General features: G+C 56.0%; 13 protein-coding genes. 8 read left to right on the top strand and 5 right to left on the bottom strand.

The window, feature by feature from the left end; genetic code table 11:
• Positions 1 to 44 precede the first annotated feature (44 nt).
• Positions 45 to 1,163 carry an HD domain-containing phosphohydrolase gene (locus MKI83_RS04755; RefSeq protein WP_241583726.1) on the bottom strand — a complete coding sequence of 373 codons (1,119 nt, stop codon included), beginning with the start codon at positions 1,161 to 1,163 and terminating at the stop codon, positions 45 to 47.
• Positions 1,164 to 1,536: 373 nt separating this feature from the next.
• Here MKI83_RS04755 and aspS point away from each other — a divergent pair, with 373 nt between their 5' ends.
• Positions 1,537 to 3,312 carry an aspartate--tRNA ligase gene (aspS, locus tag MKI83_RS04750; protein WP_241583724.1) on the top strand — a complete coding sequence of 592 codons (1,776 nt, stop codon included), beginning with the start codon at positions 1,537 to 1,539 and terminating at the stop codon, positions 3,310 to 3,312.
• Positions 3,313 to 3,400: 88 nt separating this feature from the next.
• On the top strand, positions 3,401 to 4,147 hold the full coding sequence (locus tag MKI83_RS04745; RefSeq protein ID WP_241583723.1) for a YebC/PmpR family DNA-binding transcriptional regulator: 747 nt from the start codon (positions 3,401 to 3,403) through the stop codon (positions 4,145 to 4,147).
• 82 nt (positions 4,148 to 4,229) lie between these two features.
• On the opposite strand, the gene MKI83_RS04740 is transcribed toward MKI83_RS04745, so the two are convergent.
• A complete protein-coding gene (locus MKI83_RS04740) occupies positions 4,230 to 4,544 on the bottom strand; it encodes an SCP2 sterol-binding domain-containing protein (RefSeq protein WP_241583721.1) in 315 nt (104 codons plus the stop codon).
• A 61-nt stretch (positions 4,545 to 4,605) separates the two neighbouring features.
• Positions 4,606 to 5,316 carry a histidine phosphatase family protein gene (locus tag MKI83_RS04735; protein WP_241583719.1) on the bottom strand — a complete coding sequence of 237 codons (711 nt, stop codon included), beginning with the start codon at positions 5,314 to 5,316 and terminating at the stop codon, positions 4,606 to 4,608.
• A gap of 211 nt (positions 5,317 to 5,527) precedes the next feature.
• Here MKI83_RS04735 and sohB point away from each other — a divergent pair, with 211 nt between their 5' ends.
• Both sohB and MKI83_RS04725 read left to right on the top strand, forming a co-directional pair.
• Entirely contained in the window at positions 5,528 to 6,562 is a 1,035-nt protein-coding gene (gene sohB, locus MKI83_RS04730; RefSeq protein WP_241583718.1) for a protease SohB, read from the top strand.
• Positions 6,563 to 6,572: 10 nt separating this feature from the next.
• A complete protein-coding gene (locus MKI83_RS04725; protein ID WP_241583717.1) occupies positions 6,573 to 7,562 on the top strand; it encodes a YhdH/YhfP family quinone oxidoreductase in 990 nt (329 codons plus the stop codon).
• 100 nt (positions 7,563 to 7,662) lie between these two features.
• On the opposite strand, the gene MKI83_RS04720 is transcribed toward MKI83_RS04725, so the two are convergent.
• Positions 7,663 to 8,400, bottom strand: a complete 738-nt coding sequence (locus MKI83_RS04720) for a phosphoadenylyl-sulfate reductase (protein ID WP_241583716.1) — start codon at positions 8,398 to 8,400, stop codon at positions 7,663 to 7,665.
• A gap of 232 nt (positions 8,401 to 8,632) precedes the next feature.
• Here MKI83_RS04720 and thrH point away from each other — a divergent pair, with 232 nt between their 5' ends.
• Positions 8,633 to 9,250 (top strand): bifunctional phosphoserine phosphatase/homoserine phosphotransferase ThrH, encoded by a 618-nt coding sequence (gene thrH, locus MKI83_RS04715; protein ID WP_241583715.1) that lies wholly within the window; start codon positions 8,633 to 8,635, stop codon positions 9,248 to 9,250.
• Positions 9,251 to 9,324: 74 nt separating this feature from the next.
• Here the strand turns inward: thrH and pabB are convergent, their stop codons facing one another.
• Positions 9,325 to 10,662 (bottom strand): aminodeoxychorismate synthase component I, encoded by a 1,338-nt coding sequence (gene pabB, locus MKI83_RS04710; RefSeq protein WP_241583714.1) that lies wholly within the window; start codon positions 10,660 to 10,662, stop codon positions 9,325 to 9,327.
• A gap of 140 nt (positions 10,663 to 10,802) precedes the next feature.
• On the opposite strand from pabB, the gene MKI83_RS04705 reads away from it, so the two are divergent.
• From MKI83_RS04705 to MKI83_RS04695, 3 genes are all read left to right on the top strand, one after another.
• Positions 10,803 to 13,523: a winged helix-turn-helix domain-containing protein gene (locus MKI83_RS04705; protein ID WP_241583713.1), complete on the top strand. Its 2,721-nt coding sequence runs from the start codon at positions 10,803 to 10,805 to the stop codon at positions 13,521 to 13,523.
• 31 nt (positions 13,524 to 13,554) lie between these two features.
• A complete protein-coding gene (locus MKI83_RS04700; RefSeq protein WP_241583711.1) occupies positions 13,555 to 16,248 on the top strand; it encodes a winged helix-turn-helix domain-containing protein in 2,694 nt (897 codons plus the stop codon).
• Between the two features lie 213 nt (positions 16,249 to 16,461).
• A complete protein-coding gene (locus MKI83_RS04695) occupies positions 16,462 to 16,893 on the top strand; it encodes a DUF6160 family protein (RefSeq protein WP_241583709.1) in 432 nt (143 codons plus the stop codon).
• Positions 16,894 to 16,909: the final 16 nt, after the last annotated feature.

Below are 16,909 nucleotides of genomic sequence, written 5' to 3'. Positions count from 1 at the left end.
GTCTAATAAAAGCCTCGCCCATGCGCCACGACAGTTTGCATGGCTTAGGCGCGGGCGAGCTCGGGTTGGTGCTTGAGCGTTAGGTTAAATACCTCAACCCAGCGTTGGCTGAACTGGCGACCTGCTTGGCTGTTGATCTCCAAGATCGCTCGAATAACCGGTCGCTTGCTGAGGCTTTGATGGGCGCGCTCATGGGTGCGGGCTTCGAAGGTATCGACGATGTCGATGATTTGCGCGCCTGCCGGAATGTCGTGTTCGTGCAGGTGTTTAGGATAGCCGCTGCCATCAGCGTGCTCGTGGTGGCAGAGGATTATGTCGGCGGCTTCCTGCCAGCGCGGCATGCGTCGAAGCAGTTCGTGGGTTTGTCGAGGGTGGCACTGAATCATCTTGCGCTCCTCGCTACTGAAGTTGCCATCTTTGTGTAGCAGCTCAATCGGTAGAAAGGCCATGCCGAAATCATGCAGCAGCACTGCAGCAGCCAGTTGCTCAGCGGGGATGGGTGTGCCGGCGTAGTGATTCATGGCTAGGCAGAGGTTGAGCTGGCGGCGGCAGCGTCCGGCCCAGAAGTGCGAGCGTTCTTCGGCGCTTTCCATCATGGCGAAGAAAAAATGCAAGTCTGGGTCATTATCGAGCCCGTATTGGATTAACGGGCTGTCGGTGTTGTGGGCGATGGCTTCTGCTTCGGCTTGGCTCGGAAGACGCGTTTGCGGATCAAGCGCCACGAGCATGTCGCGCCGGTCGCTTTTGCTGGTTTGCGCGGTGGCAAGGTCACGAAATTTTTGGCATAGCGCGGCAAAGGCGCCTTCGCTGATGCCGATATCTTGGCCTTGTAGGCCCGCGGTGATCATGTTGCGCAGGCGGTCTAGGCCGATGAGCAGCACATCGCCCAGCATGCTGTCGAATTGCATGTCACCGGCGCGTAGCGGTTCTAGCAATTCTTCAATGGCTTGCGGTAGTGGGACTAGCTTGTGCAGGCCGACATAGTCCAGATTGCCTTTTACCGTGTGCACGGCGCGGAATAAGCGGCGTAGCAGTTCCGTGTCTTGTGGCTGGTGCTCGAGCTCTAGCAACAAGGTTTCACACAGAATGAACTGCTCTGAACACTCGTGACGAAACTCATCAAGCAGATCGACTTCAAGGTCTTCTGGGCGTGCAACGTGCATGGCTGCCTCATGAAAGGGTGGCTCGCGTTGAGTATAGAAAGTGTCGGCCAGCGTGTTGGTAAATTGAGCGTGCTGTGGTGTTGATGGGCTGCGCGCGACGGTGGAATCGGTCTATAATTCGCCGCTTTTGTGGCGCGGAAGTCGTCGCAATGATGTGGTTGTTGAGGCTTAAGGTATTGATTGCGTCGCCAACAACCCTGTCAGCCAGATTAATTGTCTTTGCCGAGTTGGCCCTAGTGCACAGCTTTGGCGAAGACTTAAAGAATCACGTTTGCAGCCGGCGCGCCGTGCGTGGCAGAAGTTAAGGCGATTCGCCTTGCTGCGCTGCAAGCCTGCCTTTTAACCCTCGCGAGAGAGCAAGAGACTTATCCTTATGATGCGTAGCCACTATTGCGGCCAACTGAACGAAAGCCTCGACGGCCAAGAAATTACCCTGTGCGGTTGGGTTCATCGTCGTCGTGACCACGGCGGGGTGATTTTCCTCGATATCCGTGATCGTGAAGGCTTGGCCCAAGTGGTGTTCGATCCCGATCGTGAAGCGACTTTTGCCAAAGCTGACCGCGTGCGCAGTGAATATGTGGTGAAAATCACCGGCAAGGTGCGCATGCGTCCTGAGGGCGCGCGCAACGCCAACATGGCCTCCGGCGCGATTGAAGTGCTGGGCTATGAGCTTGAAGTGCTGAACGAAGCCGAGACCCCGCCATTCCCGTTGAATGAGTTCAGCGATGTGGGCGAAGAAACGCGTCTGCGCTATCGCTTTATCGACCTGCGTCGTCCAGAAATGGCTGAAAAGCTCAAGTTGCGCTCGCGCATTACCTCGAGCATCCGTCGTTACTTGGATGAAAACGGTTTCCTTGACGTTGAAACGCCGATTCTGACCCGTGCCACTCCAGAAGGCGCGCGCGATTACTTGGTGCCGAGCCGTACTCACGCCGGTAGCTTCTTCGCCTTGCCGCAGTCGCCACAGCTGTTTAAGCAGTTGTTGATGGTGTCGGGCTTTGACCGTTACTACCAGATCGCAAAGTGCTTCCGCGATGAAGATTTGCGCGCGGATCGTCAGCCTGAATTTACCCAGATCGACATCGAAACCAGCTTCCTTGATGAAGCGGACATCATGGGCTTGACCGAAACCATGATCCGCAACCTGTTTAAAGAAGTGTTGGACGTCGAGTTTGGCGAGTTCCCGCACATGCCCTTTGCGGAGGCCATGTTGCGCTACGGTTCGGATAAGCCAGATCTGCGCATCCCGTTGGAATTGGTCGATGTGGCCGATCAGCTCAAAGACGTTGAGTTTAAAGTCTTCAGCGGCCCGGCGAATGATCCTAAGTGCCGTGTTGCCGCCTTGCGTGTGCCGGGCGCTGGCAGCATGCCGCGTAAGCAAATCGACGATTACACCAAGTACGTAGGCAACTACGGTGCTAAGGGCTTGGCTTACATCAAGGTCAACGAGCGTGCTAAAGGCGTTGAAGGCCTGCAGTCGCCGATCGTGAAGAACATCCCAGAAGCCAATTTGAACGTGATTTTGGATCGCGTTGGTGCGGTAGACGGCGACATCGTGTTCTTCGGTGCGGATAAGTTCAAAGTGGTGTGCGATGCCTTGGGCGCCCTGCGTATCAAGCTTGGCCATGACCTGAACTTGCTGACGTGCGAGTGGGCACCGATGTGGGTAGTGGACTTCCCCATGTTTGAAGAAAACGATGACGGCTCGCTGTCGGCGTTGCACCACCCGTTTACTGCGCCCAGCTGTTCAGCGGCTGAGTTGGCCGCTAATCCGGCCACCGCCTTGTCGCGCGCTTACGACATGGTGCTAAACGGCACTGAGTTGGGTGGCGGCTCGATTCGTATTCACGACAAAGCTATGCAGCAAGCGGTATTCCGTGTGCTGGGCATCAGCGAAGACGAGCAGCAAGAGAAGTTTGGCTTCTTGCTGGATGCCCTTAAGTTTGGCGCGCCGCCACACGGTGGTTTGGCTTTCGGTCTTGACCGTTTGGTGATGTTGATGACCGGTGCTAGCTCGATTCGTGAAGTAATTGCCTTCCCGAAAACCCAGAGTGCGGCGTGTGTCATGACCCAAGCTCCGGGCTTGGTGGACAACAAAGCGCTACGCGAGCTGCATATTCGTCTGCGCGAACAGCCCAAGGCTGAGTAATGAAGCAAGAAGCCTGGGAGACCAGGCTTCTTCATTTTAGGTGGCGGTTTTACCCTGCTTTTTGAGTCACAGATAACCGGAGTGCGCTATGGCCGGACATTCAAAATGGGCCAACATTAAACACCGCAAAGGGCGCCAAGACGCCAAGCGCGGCAAGATATTCACCAAGCTGATTCGTGAGTTGACCGTTTCAGCGAAAAGTGGCGGCAACCCAGCCGACAACCCGCGGTTACGTTTGGCCGTGGATAAGGCGCTGACTGCCAACATGACGCGCGACACGATTGACCGTGCCATCGCGCGCGGTGCCGGCACTAACGAAGTCGATAACATGGTCGAGCTGAGTTACGAAGGTTACGCGCCGAGCGGTGTGGCGTTAATCGTCGAGGCCATGACCGATAACCGTAACCGTACCGCCGCCGAAGTGCGTCATGCGTTTAGTAAGTGTGGCGGTAACTTAGGTACCGACGGTTCGGTGGCTTACATGTTTGATCGCAAAGGGCAGATCAGCTTTGCCGCTGGCGTAAATGAAGACGCATTAATGGAAGCCGCGCTTGAGGCCGGTGCCGATGATGTTGAAATGGGCGATGACGGTTCGGCATTAGTCAGCACGAGCTTTGCAGATTTTCATGCGGTCAATGAGGCGCTAGAGGCTGCCGGTTTTAAGGGTGAAGAGGCAGACATTGCCATGATCCCTTCGATCAGTGCGCCGGTGACGGATCTAGACACCGCGCAGAAAGTCCTCAAGTTGATCGATATGCTGGAAGACTTGGACGACGTGCAGAACGTCTACCACAACGCTGAAATCCCCGACGAGCTCATGGAGCAGTTGGATTAAACAGCGGCCAATAAAAACGCCCCGCACATGTCGGGGCGTTTTTTTGTGCATCACATAACGCCAAAGCGTTAGTGAGCAAGCCTTACACTGGGAACAGTTCGCCCAGCTTCATGGCCAGCATCATGTCGCCTTCAGCGCGCAGCTTGCCGCCCATGAAAGCCTGCATGCCGTCGGTTTCGCCGGTCATGATGCCAACCATGGTTTCGCTGTCCATGATCAGGGTGACGTTGGACTCAGCCGCGTCGCCTTGATGGATTTGGCAAGCGCCGTCTTTAACAACCACGTAGTGGTTGTCGCCGTCTTCAATGTTGAATTGGAAGGTCAGGTCCAGGCCGGCAGCGGCGCTGGCGTTAAACTTGGACTGCATTTGAGCGACGATGTCAGCAACACTAGTCATGGTTCTATCCTTTATTTGCAGGTTGTACCGGCAGCTTAACGGTGCTGCCTTGTAAACCGCCTCATCGGTAGGTGATGAGGTCGGGGTTCTTCAACAGTTCCAAATGAGTGTGACCATTGAAGGAAGCCAAAGTCAGCCGTTGGTCGCGAAAGCGTAGACGGTTGACCGAGGTATTCACAATTTGCCAGTTCAAGTCGAAGGCGTGATTGGCCGGAATGCCGGTTATCAAATGTAATGCCGCCGTAATGGTGCCGCCGGAGGTGAACACGGCGATATTTTGCCCTTTTTCGCTCTTGGCCAGCAGGCGCTGTAAGCCTTGCTCAACGCGTGACAAAAAATCCTGCCAGCGCTCAAACCCTTCGCGTGGTTGTTGGTCATTCAGCCACATCGTAATGACGGCGACAAATAAACGCTGAAAGGCGGCGCGTTGCTTGCCCGCGTTTTGCAAAATGCTCAGCGCATCGGGCTCGGTTTTTAACAGTTCAGGCAGATAAGCGCGAAACACTTGATCGGCATCGAACTCATCAAAAGCGCTATCGCACTCTAAATCGGGTGTGGCTAAGCCATGCTCAGCTTGCCGGCCTAGTGCCGCCGTGGCGGTGTGTTGCTGGCGTTGCAGTTGGCCGCTGATGGCGCGGTCAAAGGTAAGGTTAAGGTGGCTTAAATGCTCGCCAAGGTGCTCGGCTTGCTGCACGCCCAGTGGGGACAGTACGTCATAGTTCGCTGCCCCGAAGGAGGCTTGGCCATGACGAATAAGATAAATGCTGCCCACCCAATAAACCTGCCTGCTGACTAAATAAGTTAGGCGAGGGTATCGACCCGCCGTCAAGCCTGTCAATGGAAAAACATACGCTTGTTTGAATCGCGATAGATGCCTATTCAGCCCGCTGAGTACGCGCTCGGTGAGATGGTGCTGGAGCTCAATGGCGGGCATCGGTATGCTCGGGCGGTTTGCTCAAACAGGATCAATCAAGGGGAGTTCAGTGGAGCATTTGATCGAATACGGCAGTTTTCTCGCCAAGACCATTACCGTGGTGATCGCCATTGTGGTGGTGCTGTCGATGGCGGCCGCCATGCGCATGAAAGGCCGCGAGCAGCAGGGCAGTCTGCAAGTGAGCAAGCTCAATGAGTTTTATGACGAGTTGCGCGAAGACATGGAAGAGCAAGTGCTCGACAAAGCCACGCTAAAAGCGCAGCGCAAAGCCGAAGCCAAAGCGGAAAAGGCGCGGGCCAAAGCGGCGAAGAAGGGCGAAGACACCCCGAAGCCCAGAGCCTATGTGTTGGATTTCGACGGTGATATCAAAGCGTCTGCCGTAGAACAATTGCGCCATGAAGTCAGTGCGTTGCTAACGCTGGCACGGCCCGAAGATGAAATTGTACTGCGCTTAGAAAGCCCAGGCGGCATGGTGCACGGTTATGGTTTGGCGGCCTCGCAGTTGGCGCGTATTCGCAGTGCTGGGGTGCCGTTGACTGTCTGTGTCGATAAGGTGGCGGCCAGTGGCGGTTACATGATGGCCTGTTTAGGTCAGCGCATTTTGGCTGCGCCCTTTGCCGTGATTGGTAGCATCGGTGTGGTGGCGCAGGTGCCGAACCTGCATCGTCTGCTCAAGAAGCACGACATCGATTACGACGTTTTCACCGCCGGTGAGTTCAAGCGCACGGTAACGGTGCTGGGTGAGAATACCGAAAAGGGCCGTGAAAAATTCCAGCAAGATTTGGATGAAACCCACGAGCAATTCAAAAGCTTTGTTGCCCAGTATCGCCCCGATTTGAAGATTGATCAGGTGGCCACGGGTGAGGTGTGGTTAGGCCAGGCGGCGCTGACGCGTCAGCTGATTGATGAAGTGATGACCAGCGACGAATACCTGACCCGCCGTGCCCGTGAGGCAGAGCTGTTCCATGTGCGTTTTGTCGAGAAAAAGAGTTTGCAAGAGCGCTTTGGTCTAGGTGCCGCCACGGCCGTTGAGCGCTTTATGCTTAACTGGTCTTCACGTCTGCAACAGCGTTATTGGTCATAAGGAGTTCAGGATGAGTGCATTTAAAGCCCTGTGGGTGAGCGAGAGCAGCGATGGCAGCTTCGCCATGCAAGTGGCTGAGCGCGATAGCGACAGCCTGCCCGAGGGCGATGTGCTGGTTCAGGTGAGCTATTCATCGCTCAACTATAAAGATGCGCTATCGGCCACCGGCAATCGTGGTGTAACCCGCCAGTATCCGCATACGCCAGGCATTGATGCAGCAGGGATTGTGGTGTCGTCTTCGGTGCCTGAGTTCAGCGTTGGGGATGAGGTCATCGCCACCGGCTACGATCTTGGCATGAACACCAGTGGCGGCTTTGCACAGCTGATTCGGGTGCCGGCGGCATGGCTGATTAAGCGCCCACAAGGCTTGAGCTTGCGTGAGTCGATGCTGTTAGGCACCGCAGGGCTCACGGCGGCATTGTGTGTCGATAAGTTGGAAAAGGCCGGCTTAGAGCCTGGGCATGGCCCTGTGCTGGTCACCGGTGCGACGGGTGGGGTGGGCAGTGTCGCGGTCAAGTTGCTGTCGCAATTGGGTTACGAGGTGGTCGCGGCGACGGGTAAAGAAGCCCAGCACGATATGTTGCTCAGCTTGGGCGCCAGTAGTGTGATTAGCCGTGCTGAACTGGCGGCGAACGCGCAAAAGCCAATCCTCAAAGAGCAATGGGCTGGCGCGGTAGATACGGTTGGCGGCGATTTGCTGTTCAACGTGGTTAAGTCGCTTAAGTACGGCGCCAGTGTGGCCTGCTGTGGCTTGACCGCTGGGGTTAACTTTAACGCTAACGTGCTGCCGTTTATTTTGCGTGGGGTGAACTTGCTCGGCGTGGATTCGGTCGAGCTGCCGTTAGTGGTTAAGGCCTCGATGTGGGACAAGCTGTCGCTGCAGTGGAAGCTCAAGCTGTCAGGCTTGGCTAACGAAGTCAGCTTGGATCAGCTGCCCGAGGCGATTGAACAGATGTTGGCGGGCCAAATGAGTGGGCGCACGTTGGTAAAGCTGGACTAAGCGTTTAGCGCGACTCGCCACTTAGCGGTCAAAATACTAAGGGCGCCTCTACAGACGGTAGGGGCGCCCTTAGTGTTATTCGGGGCTATATCCCCGTGTGTTAAGCCTTGGAAATAATATTGCCGGCGTGCAGGCCACACTCTTTGTGCGTGGCTTCTTCCCACCACCAGCGGCCTTCGCGTTCGTGCTGGTTTGGCAGTACGGCGCGCGTGCAGGGCTCGCAGCCAATGCTGATGAAACCGCGTTCATGCAGGCTGTTATAGGGCAGCTCGAGCATGCGGATGTAACCCCACACTTCTTCGCTGGTCATGCTGGCCAGCGGGTTGAACTTATACAAAGGCCGGTCGGGGCTACCAAAGGTGTTGTCTAGCTCAACCACCGCCACTTGGCTGCGCGTGCCGGGGCTTTGATCTTTGCGCTGGCCGGTGGCCCATGCTTTTACTGTGGCCAGTTTGCGCTTGAGCGGGGCTATTTTGCGGATACCGCAGCACTCTTGATGGCCGTCTTGATAGAAGCTGAACAGGCCTTTGCGCTTGACCAGCTCTTGCAGGGCCTCGGCGTCTGGCGACAGGACCTCCAGTTCGATCTGGTAGTGGCTGCGGACTTTTTCTAGAAACTGATAGGTTTCGGGATGCAGACGGCCGGTGTCGAGGGTGAAGACTTTGACCTGTGGGTTGATCTTCCATGCCATGTCCAGCAGGACGACGTCTTCGGCGCCCGAAAACGACAGCCACAGTTGGTCATCAAATAGCTCTAGCGCACGCTTAATAATGGTCTGTGCGGACTGGCCGGCCAGCTCAGCACTGAGCGCGTCGATATCGGGTAAGGTCTGCGACATGGGAGTCCTTGTTTCAGGCTAATTAGAATAGTGGCGCGATATTAGCAAAGCTTGCTTATGCCTTGAATTAAGCATTTCCACTAACAATGGATCTGTTAGTTATAAGCGGCGCTGCCGCTGGGTCAGCCGTGGTCAGCTAATTGCGCCGCTGCGTGCAACTGGTTAGAGTGGCCGCCGACTTTTATTTGCATTGTCGCTGCGTTGGCGCAGCATCCGTCGAGAGGGGATTACCGTGGAAATTGCATGCCTAGACCTTGAAGGGGTACTGGTGCCAGAGATCTGGATTGCCTTTGCCGAGAAGACCGGTATCGAGTCGCTCAAGGCCACCACGCGTGATATTACTGATTACGACGTGCTGATGAAGCAGCGTCTGCGCATTTTGGATGAGCACGGGCTTAAGCTTGCCGATATCCAAGAAGTGATCGCCACCTTAAAGCCCTTGGAAGGTGCGGTGGAGTTTGTGGATTGGTTGCGTGAGCGCTTTCAAGTGGTGATTCTGTCGGACACTTTTTACGAGTTTTCGCAGCCGTTGATGCGTCAATTGGGCTTCCCGACGTTGCTGTGCCACCGCCTGATCACCGATGAAACCGATCGTGTGGTGGATTATCAGCTGCGCCAAAAAGACCCTAAGCGTCAGTCCGTATTGGCGTTTAAGAGCCTGTACTACCGCGTTATTGCCGCCGGTGACTCGTACAACGACACCACGATGCTCAGCGAAGCGCACGCGGGTATCTTGTTCCATGCGCCGGACAATGTGATTGCCGAGTTCCCGCAGTTCCCGGCGGTACACACCTATGAAGACCTCAAGCGTGAGTTCATCAAAGCGTCTAACCGCCCGCTCACCCTGTAACGGGAACATGAGTTAAAACGGCGAGCCTAGTGCTCGCCGTTTTTGTTGGTGCGCTTTGAGCGGCTGCGCGCTATTTAGCCTTGCGCGAGTGACTGCTCCAAAGTGTGTAGCAGGACGCGGATCTTGGTCAGTGACTCGTTGTATTCGGCCTCGGGCACTGAATCCGCCACAATGCCGCCGCCACCCCAGCAATACAGCTGGCCCTGATGGGCGACTAGGCTGCGAATCGCGATGGAGCTATCCATCCGGCCATTCACATCAAGGTACAGCAGCGAGCCGCAGTAGAAGCTGCGACGGCTGGGCTCCAGCTCATCAATGATCTGCATGGCGCGAATCTTTGGCGCCCCAGTGATCGAGCCGCCGGGAAAGCTCGCGGCGAGCAGGTCCAACGCATTTTTGGGCTGGGCGAGCGTGCCGGTGACGGCGCTGACTAAGTGATGCACGTTGGGATAGCTTTCTAGCGTAAATAACTCCGGCACTTTGACGCTGCCAAGGGCGCAGCTGCGACTCAGATCATTGCGCAGCAGGTCGACAATCATCAGGTTCTCGGCACGGTCCTTGAGGCTGCTTTGCAGATCGCGGGCGTGAGCTTGGTCTTCTGTTGTGTTCGCTCCCCGGGGGCGGGTGCCTTTGATGGGGCGGGTTTCGACCTGTCCATCGCTGACGCGTAAAAAGCGTTCGGGCGATAAGCTCAGCAGCTGGAAACTGTCAAAGTGCGCATAACCGGCAAACGGGGTAGGGCACACTGCACGTAACAGTTGATACGCTTGCCAGGCGCTACCGCTAAAGGGCGCGCTAAAGCGCTGGGCAAAGTTCACCTGATAACAGTCGCCAGCCTGAATGTAGGCTTGTATGCGTTGTATTTGGGCGAGGTATTGCTCGCGAGTGATTTGCCCAGCAAAGGGCGCCAAGAGCTTAAACGCAGTGTGGCTCGGTTCTTTTTGTAGCTGGGCTAATACTTGTTGGCGACGCTCGGCTGGAGCCTTGGGATGAATCAGCAGCACACTTTGTTGTCGCTGGTGATCGCTCATGATGGCCCAGTCGTACAGCCCAAAACAGGCGTCGGGCATGTCGATGTCGCAGGCGGCTTGCTCGCCAATGCGCTCAAGGCGCCGGCCAAAATCGTAATTACAGTAGCCCATCAGGCCGCCAGCAAACGGCCAGTCTGCGCACTCGGCTGCGCCAAAGTTGGCCAGTTCGCGCCGCAGACGCGTCAAAAAGGTCAACCCGGCTTCGTGCGGCTCGGCTTTTAATAGCTGCTGTGGCCAAGCGCTCATCAGGTCGAAACGCGCGCGCTCGGCTTGTGGCTGACCGCCATCCAGTAGTATGGCCCCCGACTCATGGGCGAAAGCGGCAAAGCGTGTGCCGGGGTCGGCCACGTAAGGTAGGGAATACAGAGCGCAAGCAGGCATGCTGAAAAGACTGACTAAACCAGATGCCGATTGTAGAGCCTGCGCTAAGCGGATCACAGTGTTACAGCTGGTTTCCCTTGGCTCGCGGCTGAATTAGTATCAGGAACGCACTTGGCTAGCAGCCAACGACGAAAAGCATAATGAATAAGAAGGGACACACTTTGGCCTCTGAAAACTATACCGCCGGCAGTTTGCTGCGTTCGCGCTTAACGCCACCTGTGGTGAAGGCTGAATACATGCGCCGCCCGCGTTTGGTCGCTGCGTTAGAGCAGCACCCGGATGCGCGCGTATTGTTGTTGGCGGCCCCCACCGGTTTTGGCAAAAGCTCCGCCTTGGCGGCTATTGCCGCCTTCAAGCAAGAGCAGGGCAGTGCGATTGCTTGGTTTGCTCTCGAAAACGAAGACGACGACGCGCCGACCTTTTGGCAGATGTTGATTGAGGCCGTGCGCCAAACCCTGCCTGATTTTGGCCACAGTGCATTACCGTTTTTGGATAACACCATCAGCGTGCCGATCGCCGCGCTGGTCGAGAGTCTCATTCTTGAGCTGCATCAGCTGAGCACGCCGCTGTTGCTGGTGGTGGATGACCTGCACCTGTTGCGTGACAAGGCTACCCTCGAAGGCTTGGCGCGCTTGGTACAGCATGCCCCGGCTGGCTTTCAGTTGGCGATTGGGAGCCGAGAGCTGCCGCCGATGCCGTTGGCGACATGGCGAGCGCGCCACTGGATGATTGAAATTGGTCAAGATGACTTGCGCTTATCGCCCTTGGAAACGCGTGAATACCTTGTGCGTCAGGGCGGGGAGTTAAATGACAAGCTGCTCAACCAGTTAGCTGAGAAAACCGAAGGTTGGATGGTGGGAGTCCACCTGGCAGGTCTATGGCTAGGTAGCGAGCACGCCAAGGGTCGTGAAATAACCACCCTGCCTGAGCGCGGCAGGATGGCCGACTACCTCTTGGCGAGCGTATTTGAGCAGCTGCCAGAGGATTTGCAGCAAGCGGTGTTGGCGCTCAGTGTGGCTACTCAAATCAATGGTGATTTGGCCAATACGCTCACGGGCCGTTCGGATGGCCAAGCCTTGCTCGAAGAGTTGGAGGCGAAGCAATTATTTTTGGTGCCGCTGGATCGCGAGCGGCAGTGGTATCGCTTTCATCACCTCTTTGCCGACTTTGCGCGCAAGCGGTTGTTGGCCAAAGACGCGCAGTTTTTTCGGCAACTGCATTTCAATGCCAGTCTGTGGTTCACCAATCACCACATGCAGAACTTGGCCATTGAGCACGCCTGCCATGCCGACGATCCTGAGTTGCTGGCCGCGTTAGTGAATGCCTGTGGTTTAGAGTTGATCAATCGTGGGCAATTAAACTTGCTCTATCGTTGGCGCTTAAAAGTACCCAATGAAATTGCGCAAAACTTCCCCATCCTAGTGCTCGCGGATGTCTGGGACCAAGCCACCAATATGGCGCTGCCGGAAGCTAATCGCCTGCTCGATCAGCTATTAAAGCGCTGGGGGGATGGCCAGGAGCAGCCTTGGAGTGAAGAGTTTTTGGGTGTGCAGGCCGTGCGTGGCGTGATTGCGCTGCAAAAAGACGACCTGATGGCCACGATTAATTTGGCGCGACAAGTGGCCAAACAGATGGGTCGCAGCAATATCTTCTTAGAGGCGGCGATTGTGTTGTGCGGCGGTTTTGCCGCCTGCATGTTGGGCTGGATCGAGCAGGGTCAGCGTTTGTTGCAATTAGCCCAGCAGCAAGTGCCGCTGCTTAAAGGCAACTTTTTGGCCATGCAGATGGGCAATCTGCATATGTTTCTGGAGCTGGAGCGCGGCCGTTTGGCGCAGGCGCAGCATCAAGCCGAACAGTTGCGTAGTCAGTACACGCCGTGGTTTGGCGCCGAGTCCAAAGCACTGGCCTTGTCGGTCATCAGCCAAGGCTTGGTCGCGTATGAGCAGCTCCAGCTTGATGGGCTCAACAACCGACTGTGTTGGGCGTTGAGCAATGTGGACGTGATCAACCCGATTGATCTGTATGCCCGTGGCAGCTTGTGTGTGGCGCGCATGCAGCGCTTGGCTGGCAAAGATAAAGACGCGCTGCAAACGCTCACGCAAATGCAAAGTACGGCGAGCCGTGGTCAAGCATGGCGGTTTTACAGTTTGGCGTTGGCCGAAGAAGTAGCCTTGTTGTTAAACGACAGCAGCGCTGATGGCGTGCGCAAGGCCGAGCAGCGCTTTAAAGCATCCGATTGGCAAAAGATGGCTGAGCGCTACAAAGATGCTCCGTTTAATCCGGTGCTCTGGGCGCAAGGCCTGACACAGTTGCGCATCCACCAAGCGCGCGGGCATTTCAGTGAGGCTCTGCATGAAATTACCCGCTTGCGTGGTCTGTTGTTGCCAGGTTGGCATGGGCTGCAACGCTTGCGTTTGGATTTGCTCGCGGCGGTGAGTTACGAAGCCTTGGGCTATCGTGATCGTGCGCACAACTTGTTGGTACAGACCTTAGTGCAGAGCGAAAAAGAAGGCTTGCGCAGTATCTTTATTGAAGAAGGCCGAGCTGTGCACAGCATGCTAAAGGATCTGGAAAGCAGTGAGCGGCAACCGGCGCTGCAAACGTTTATTCGCGGCTTGTTAGGCTTCTGGGTTGATGAAGACGAACAAGTCAGCGCCGAGGACGTGCAAGAAATGCTCACCGAGCGTGAGCGTGAGGTCGTGGTACTGGCCGCACAAGGGATGTCGAACGAGCAAATTGGCCAACAACTGGCGTTGGCGCTGGGTACCGTTAAGTGGCACCTGCACAACATTTACGAAAAACTGCATGTGCGCAATCGCACCCAAGCGATTCGGCGAGCACGCGAATTGAGTCTACTCTGAACATGGTAGTTCCCACATGAATGCGGCTTTCATGACAGCACCTGTCTTGCGCACCAAGTTATTTCCACCGTCAGTACCGGCGCAGCTGTTAACGCGTGACTCTTTGTTGGAGCGCTTGTGGCAGCATCGCGAGCGCTCTTTGCTGGTGCTCAGCGCGCCGGCGGGGTTTGGTAAAAGCACGATACTCACGCAGTTTCGTCAGCGCTTGCGTGAGGATGGCGCGAAGGTGGTGTGGCTTAGCTGTGAGGAGGCGGACAGTGAGCCGCAACGCTTATTGCAGTATTTGGCCGCAGCCATCGCCCAAGAGGCGCCCGAGCAAATGCAAGGGCTGCAGGCGATGCTCAACACCGATGTGTCGCTGCCTGCAGAAGCGTTAATCGATGCCTTTGTCGCCGAGCTGCGCCGCCTGCCAGGGCAGTGGTATTTGTTTTTGGATGACTTTCATCGCGTGCGCCACCCAGGGTTGGCAGCTGGCAGTCGGCATTTTATGGCGGCACTGCCGGCGCACATTCATCTGGTGACGTCGACGCGCCGCCAGCCACGCTTTGTGGTTAATGAGCCTGCACTGGCGAGCCGTTTCTTTTGGCTGAACGGCGATGATTTGCGCTTAACCGCTGACGAGACACGGCATTTTCTCTGCCAATTACGCGGTTTGAACTTAACCGATGAGCAAATTAGCCGCCTGCACCGACGCACGGAAGGTTGGCTCACTGCATTGCATTTGCTGGCACTGGCGCTACAGCGACACCCCAATCCTGCCAACTTCATCGATGCCCTGTCGGGGACTGAACGCAATATCGCTGATTATTTGGCTGAAGACGTGTTGGCTCAGCTAGACCAGCCAATGCAGCACTTTTTAGAACAGACATCGGCGTTGGATGAGTTCTGCGCCGAGCTGTGCGACAGCCTATTAGGGCGTGAGGATAGCCAAGAGCGAATTGCCTTTTTACAACATGCGCAGTTGTTCATTATTCCGCTCGATGAGCAGGGTAAGTGGTTCCGTTATCACCACCTGTTTTCTGAATTTCTGCGTGCCCGCCTGCAGCGCCAAGGCGGTACGGCGGATCAATGCATCCGCGCCTCACGCTGGTTTGATAGTCAGCAGATGGGTGACAAGGCGGTGATGTATGCCTTGCGCGCGCGTGACTACCCCTTGGCGGCGTCTTTGCTTGAGCGCGAGGGTGCGGCTTTGGTGGCCGGCAGTCGCGTGTATGGCGTCCTCGCGTTGTTAGAGGGTTTGCCGCCTGAAGTGATCCGCGAATATCCCGTTTTTCAAATCTTCTATGCCTGGCAAAAAGCCTTTGAAGGTGGTCATGCTGAGGCCGAAGGCTTGATCGACGAGGTCTCTGGTCGGCTTATGCAAGGGCTGGCTCGCGGTTCGCGGCCTGCCGCAGAGTTGCTGGTAGCGGCGCAGATGCTTAAAGGCTTGGTGTTGCTCTATCAAGATAAGTTGCATGCCTGCGTTGAAGTCAGTCGCAACTGGCTGGGCAAGGTGCCCAGCGGCGAGCACGTGTTTCGCAGCAGCATGTTCAGTGTGCAGGCCGGCGCACATGCCTTGTTGGGTGAGTATTCCGAGGCGGCTGTGTGTATTGAGCATGCTCGCGCCTCGCTTGAGCATGTCGATAGCGAATACCTGCACAGTTGGACAAGCCTGATTGAAGCCTTAGTGCTGAAAGAACAAGGGCAGTTGGAGCCTGCGCGCCGGCAATGTGAAGGGGCGCGCGCCCGTATCCATCAGGTGTTTGGTCGTCATAGTCGCGTGGGCGGGCCTTTGGCGCTGGCGCATGGCGATATCTTGTATGAGCAAGACCGCCATGCCGCGATTTTGGCTGAATTGCCCAGTGCGACAACCTGGCGAGATTTGGCCACGCCCATGGAACTGATTAGCCGTGGACAGCTGGTCATGATCCGCGCGCGCTTTTATGCCGGCGAGTCATCACAGGCCTTGCAAGAGTTGGATGAATGGCTACAGGTGATCGGTCAGCCTGGCTATGAGCGCTTACAAGTGTTGGCGTTGGCGATCAAAGTGCAGTTCTTGCTGTGGCTGCGCAAGCCATCAGAGGCAGGGCATAGCGCAGTGTTGTTAGAGCGCTTGTGTGAGCGTATCGAGAAGAAACAATTGGGTGATGCCGAGTGTGCGCTGCTACTAACGCGCAGTCGTGTGGCCTTAAGTGAGAAAAATCCCGATCTAGTCATGGCTGATTTAGAACGCATGACCAGTCATCTCGAACATCAGCCGTATCAGGTTGATCGCTACTTGCGTGCGCTGTTGTTACTTTCTGTGGCGACTTGGCAGAAAGGTAACGCAGACAAAGCGCTGCGTGGACTAGAGACAGTGCTGGCTAAGGCGTGGGAACAAGGCTATCGCCGCCTCTTTGTCGACGATGCCATGCTGTTGCTGCCGTGTTGGCAGGACTTGTTACAGCAAGGTGCTGAGGTGCTTTCTCACTGGCCGCTAGTGCCAGAAATGCTCCGTGAACAGTGTTTGCGACTGTCGATTGATCCTGCTTTTCTTCAAGAAGATCAATGGGTTAGCCATCGTGAGCGAGAGATTTTGCGCTTGGTGGCGGCGGGCATGTCAAACCGTGATATTGCGACAACGGTGCACCTGTCAGAAGCGACCATTAAGTGGCACCTGCATAACCTGTTTGGCAAGTTAGGGGTGCGCAGTCGCACACAAGCCGTTTTAAAGGGTAAAGAGCTGGGGCTGGTCAGTGAGGCGTGAGCCTCGTTTGTTTTGACTAGCCCTTGGATGGGATGAAGGAGGGGAGTGCAGCGAGTACTTTGATCCTGCACTTCGGCGCTCACAGTGGCCGTCGAGGGCCACGCACTCGCCAGGATGGCGAAATCAATTGAGCGTGCTGTGATCACCCCGCAGGAAGCCTGGTGAGAACACTACGGGGACAACCCACCTCAACATCTTCTGGAGAATAACAACATGACCCTCAAGAAACTGGCTCTGGCAACTGCTCTGTTTACCGCACCTTTCTTCGCCCAAGCCGAACTGCAAAGCATGGATGATGCAACCCTTTCTAGCGTAACCGGTCAGGCTGGTATCAGCATTTCCGGTAACTTCAGCGGTACTGTTGGTGCTGTGGTTTACACCGACACCGATTGCGTTGATTGCTCCGTGCGCATGGAAAACGTATCGATCACTGGTTTGAATATTCTGGACACTGCTCCTGTCACTGTTGACGTGATCGACGGCGGCGCAGTGGGCAAGCAGATTGCTATTGGCCTGCCAGCAATGAGCGGTGGCATGACTATCGGTGCAGTGAAAGTGGGTGACACCACTGCGGCTAGCATTGGTTCGGTTGGTGTTGAAAACATCAACTTCTCTGGCTCTACCATCAAGGTATGGGGCCACTAATCGCGTAAGCGGTTAA

The organism is Atopomonas sediminilitoris (assembly GCF_022601735.1).
GTDB lineage: Bacteria > Pseudomonadota > Gammaproteobacteria > Pseudomonadales > Pseudomonadaceae > Atopomonas > Atopomonas sediminilitoris.
The sequence above is the reverse complement of the archived record's forward strand: the minus strand, read 5'-3'. Positions and strand labels throughout refer to the sequence as shown.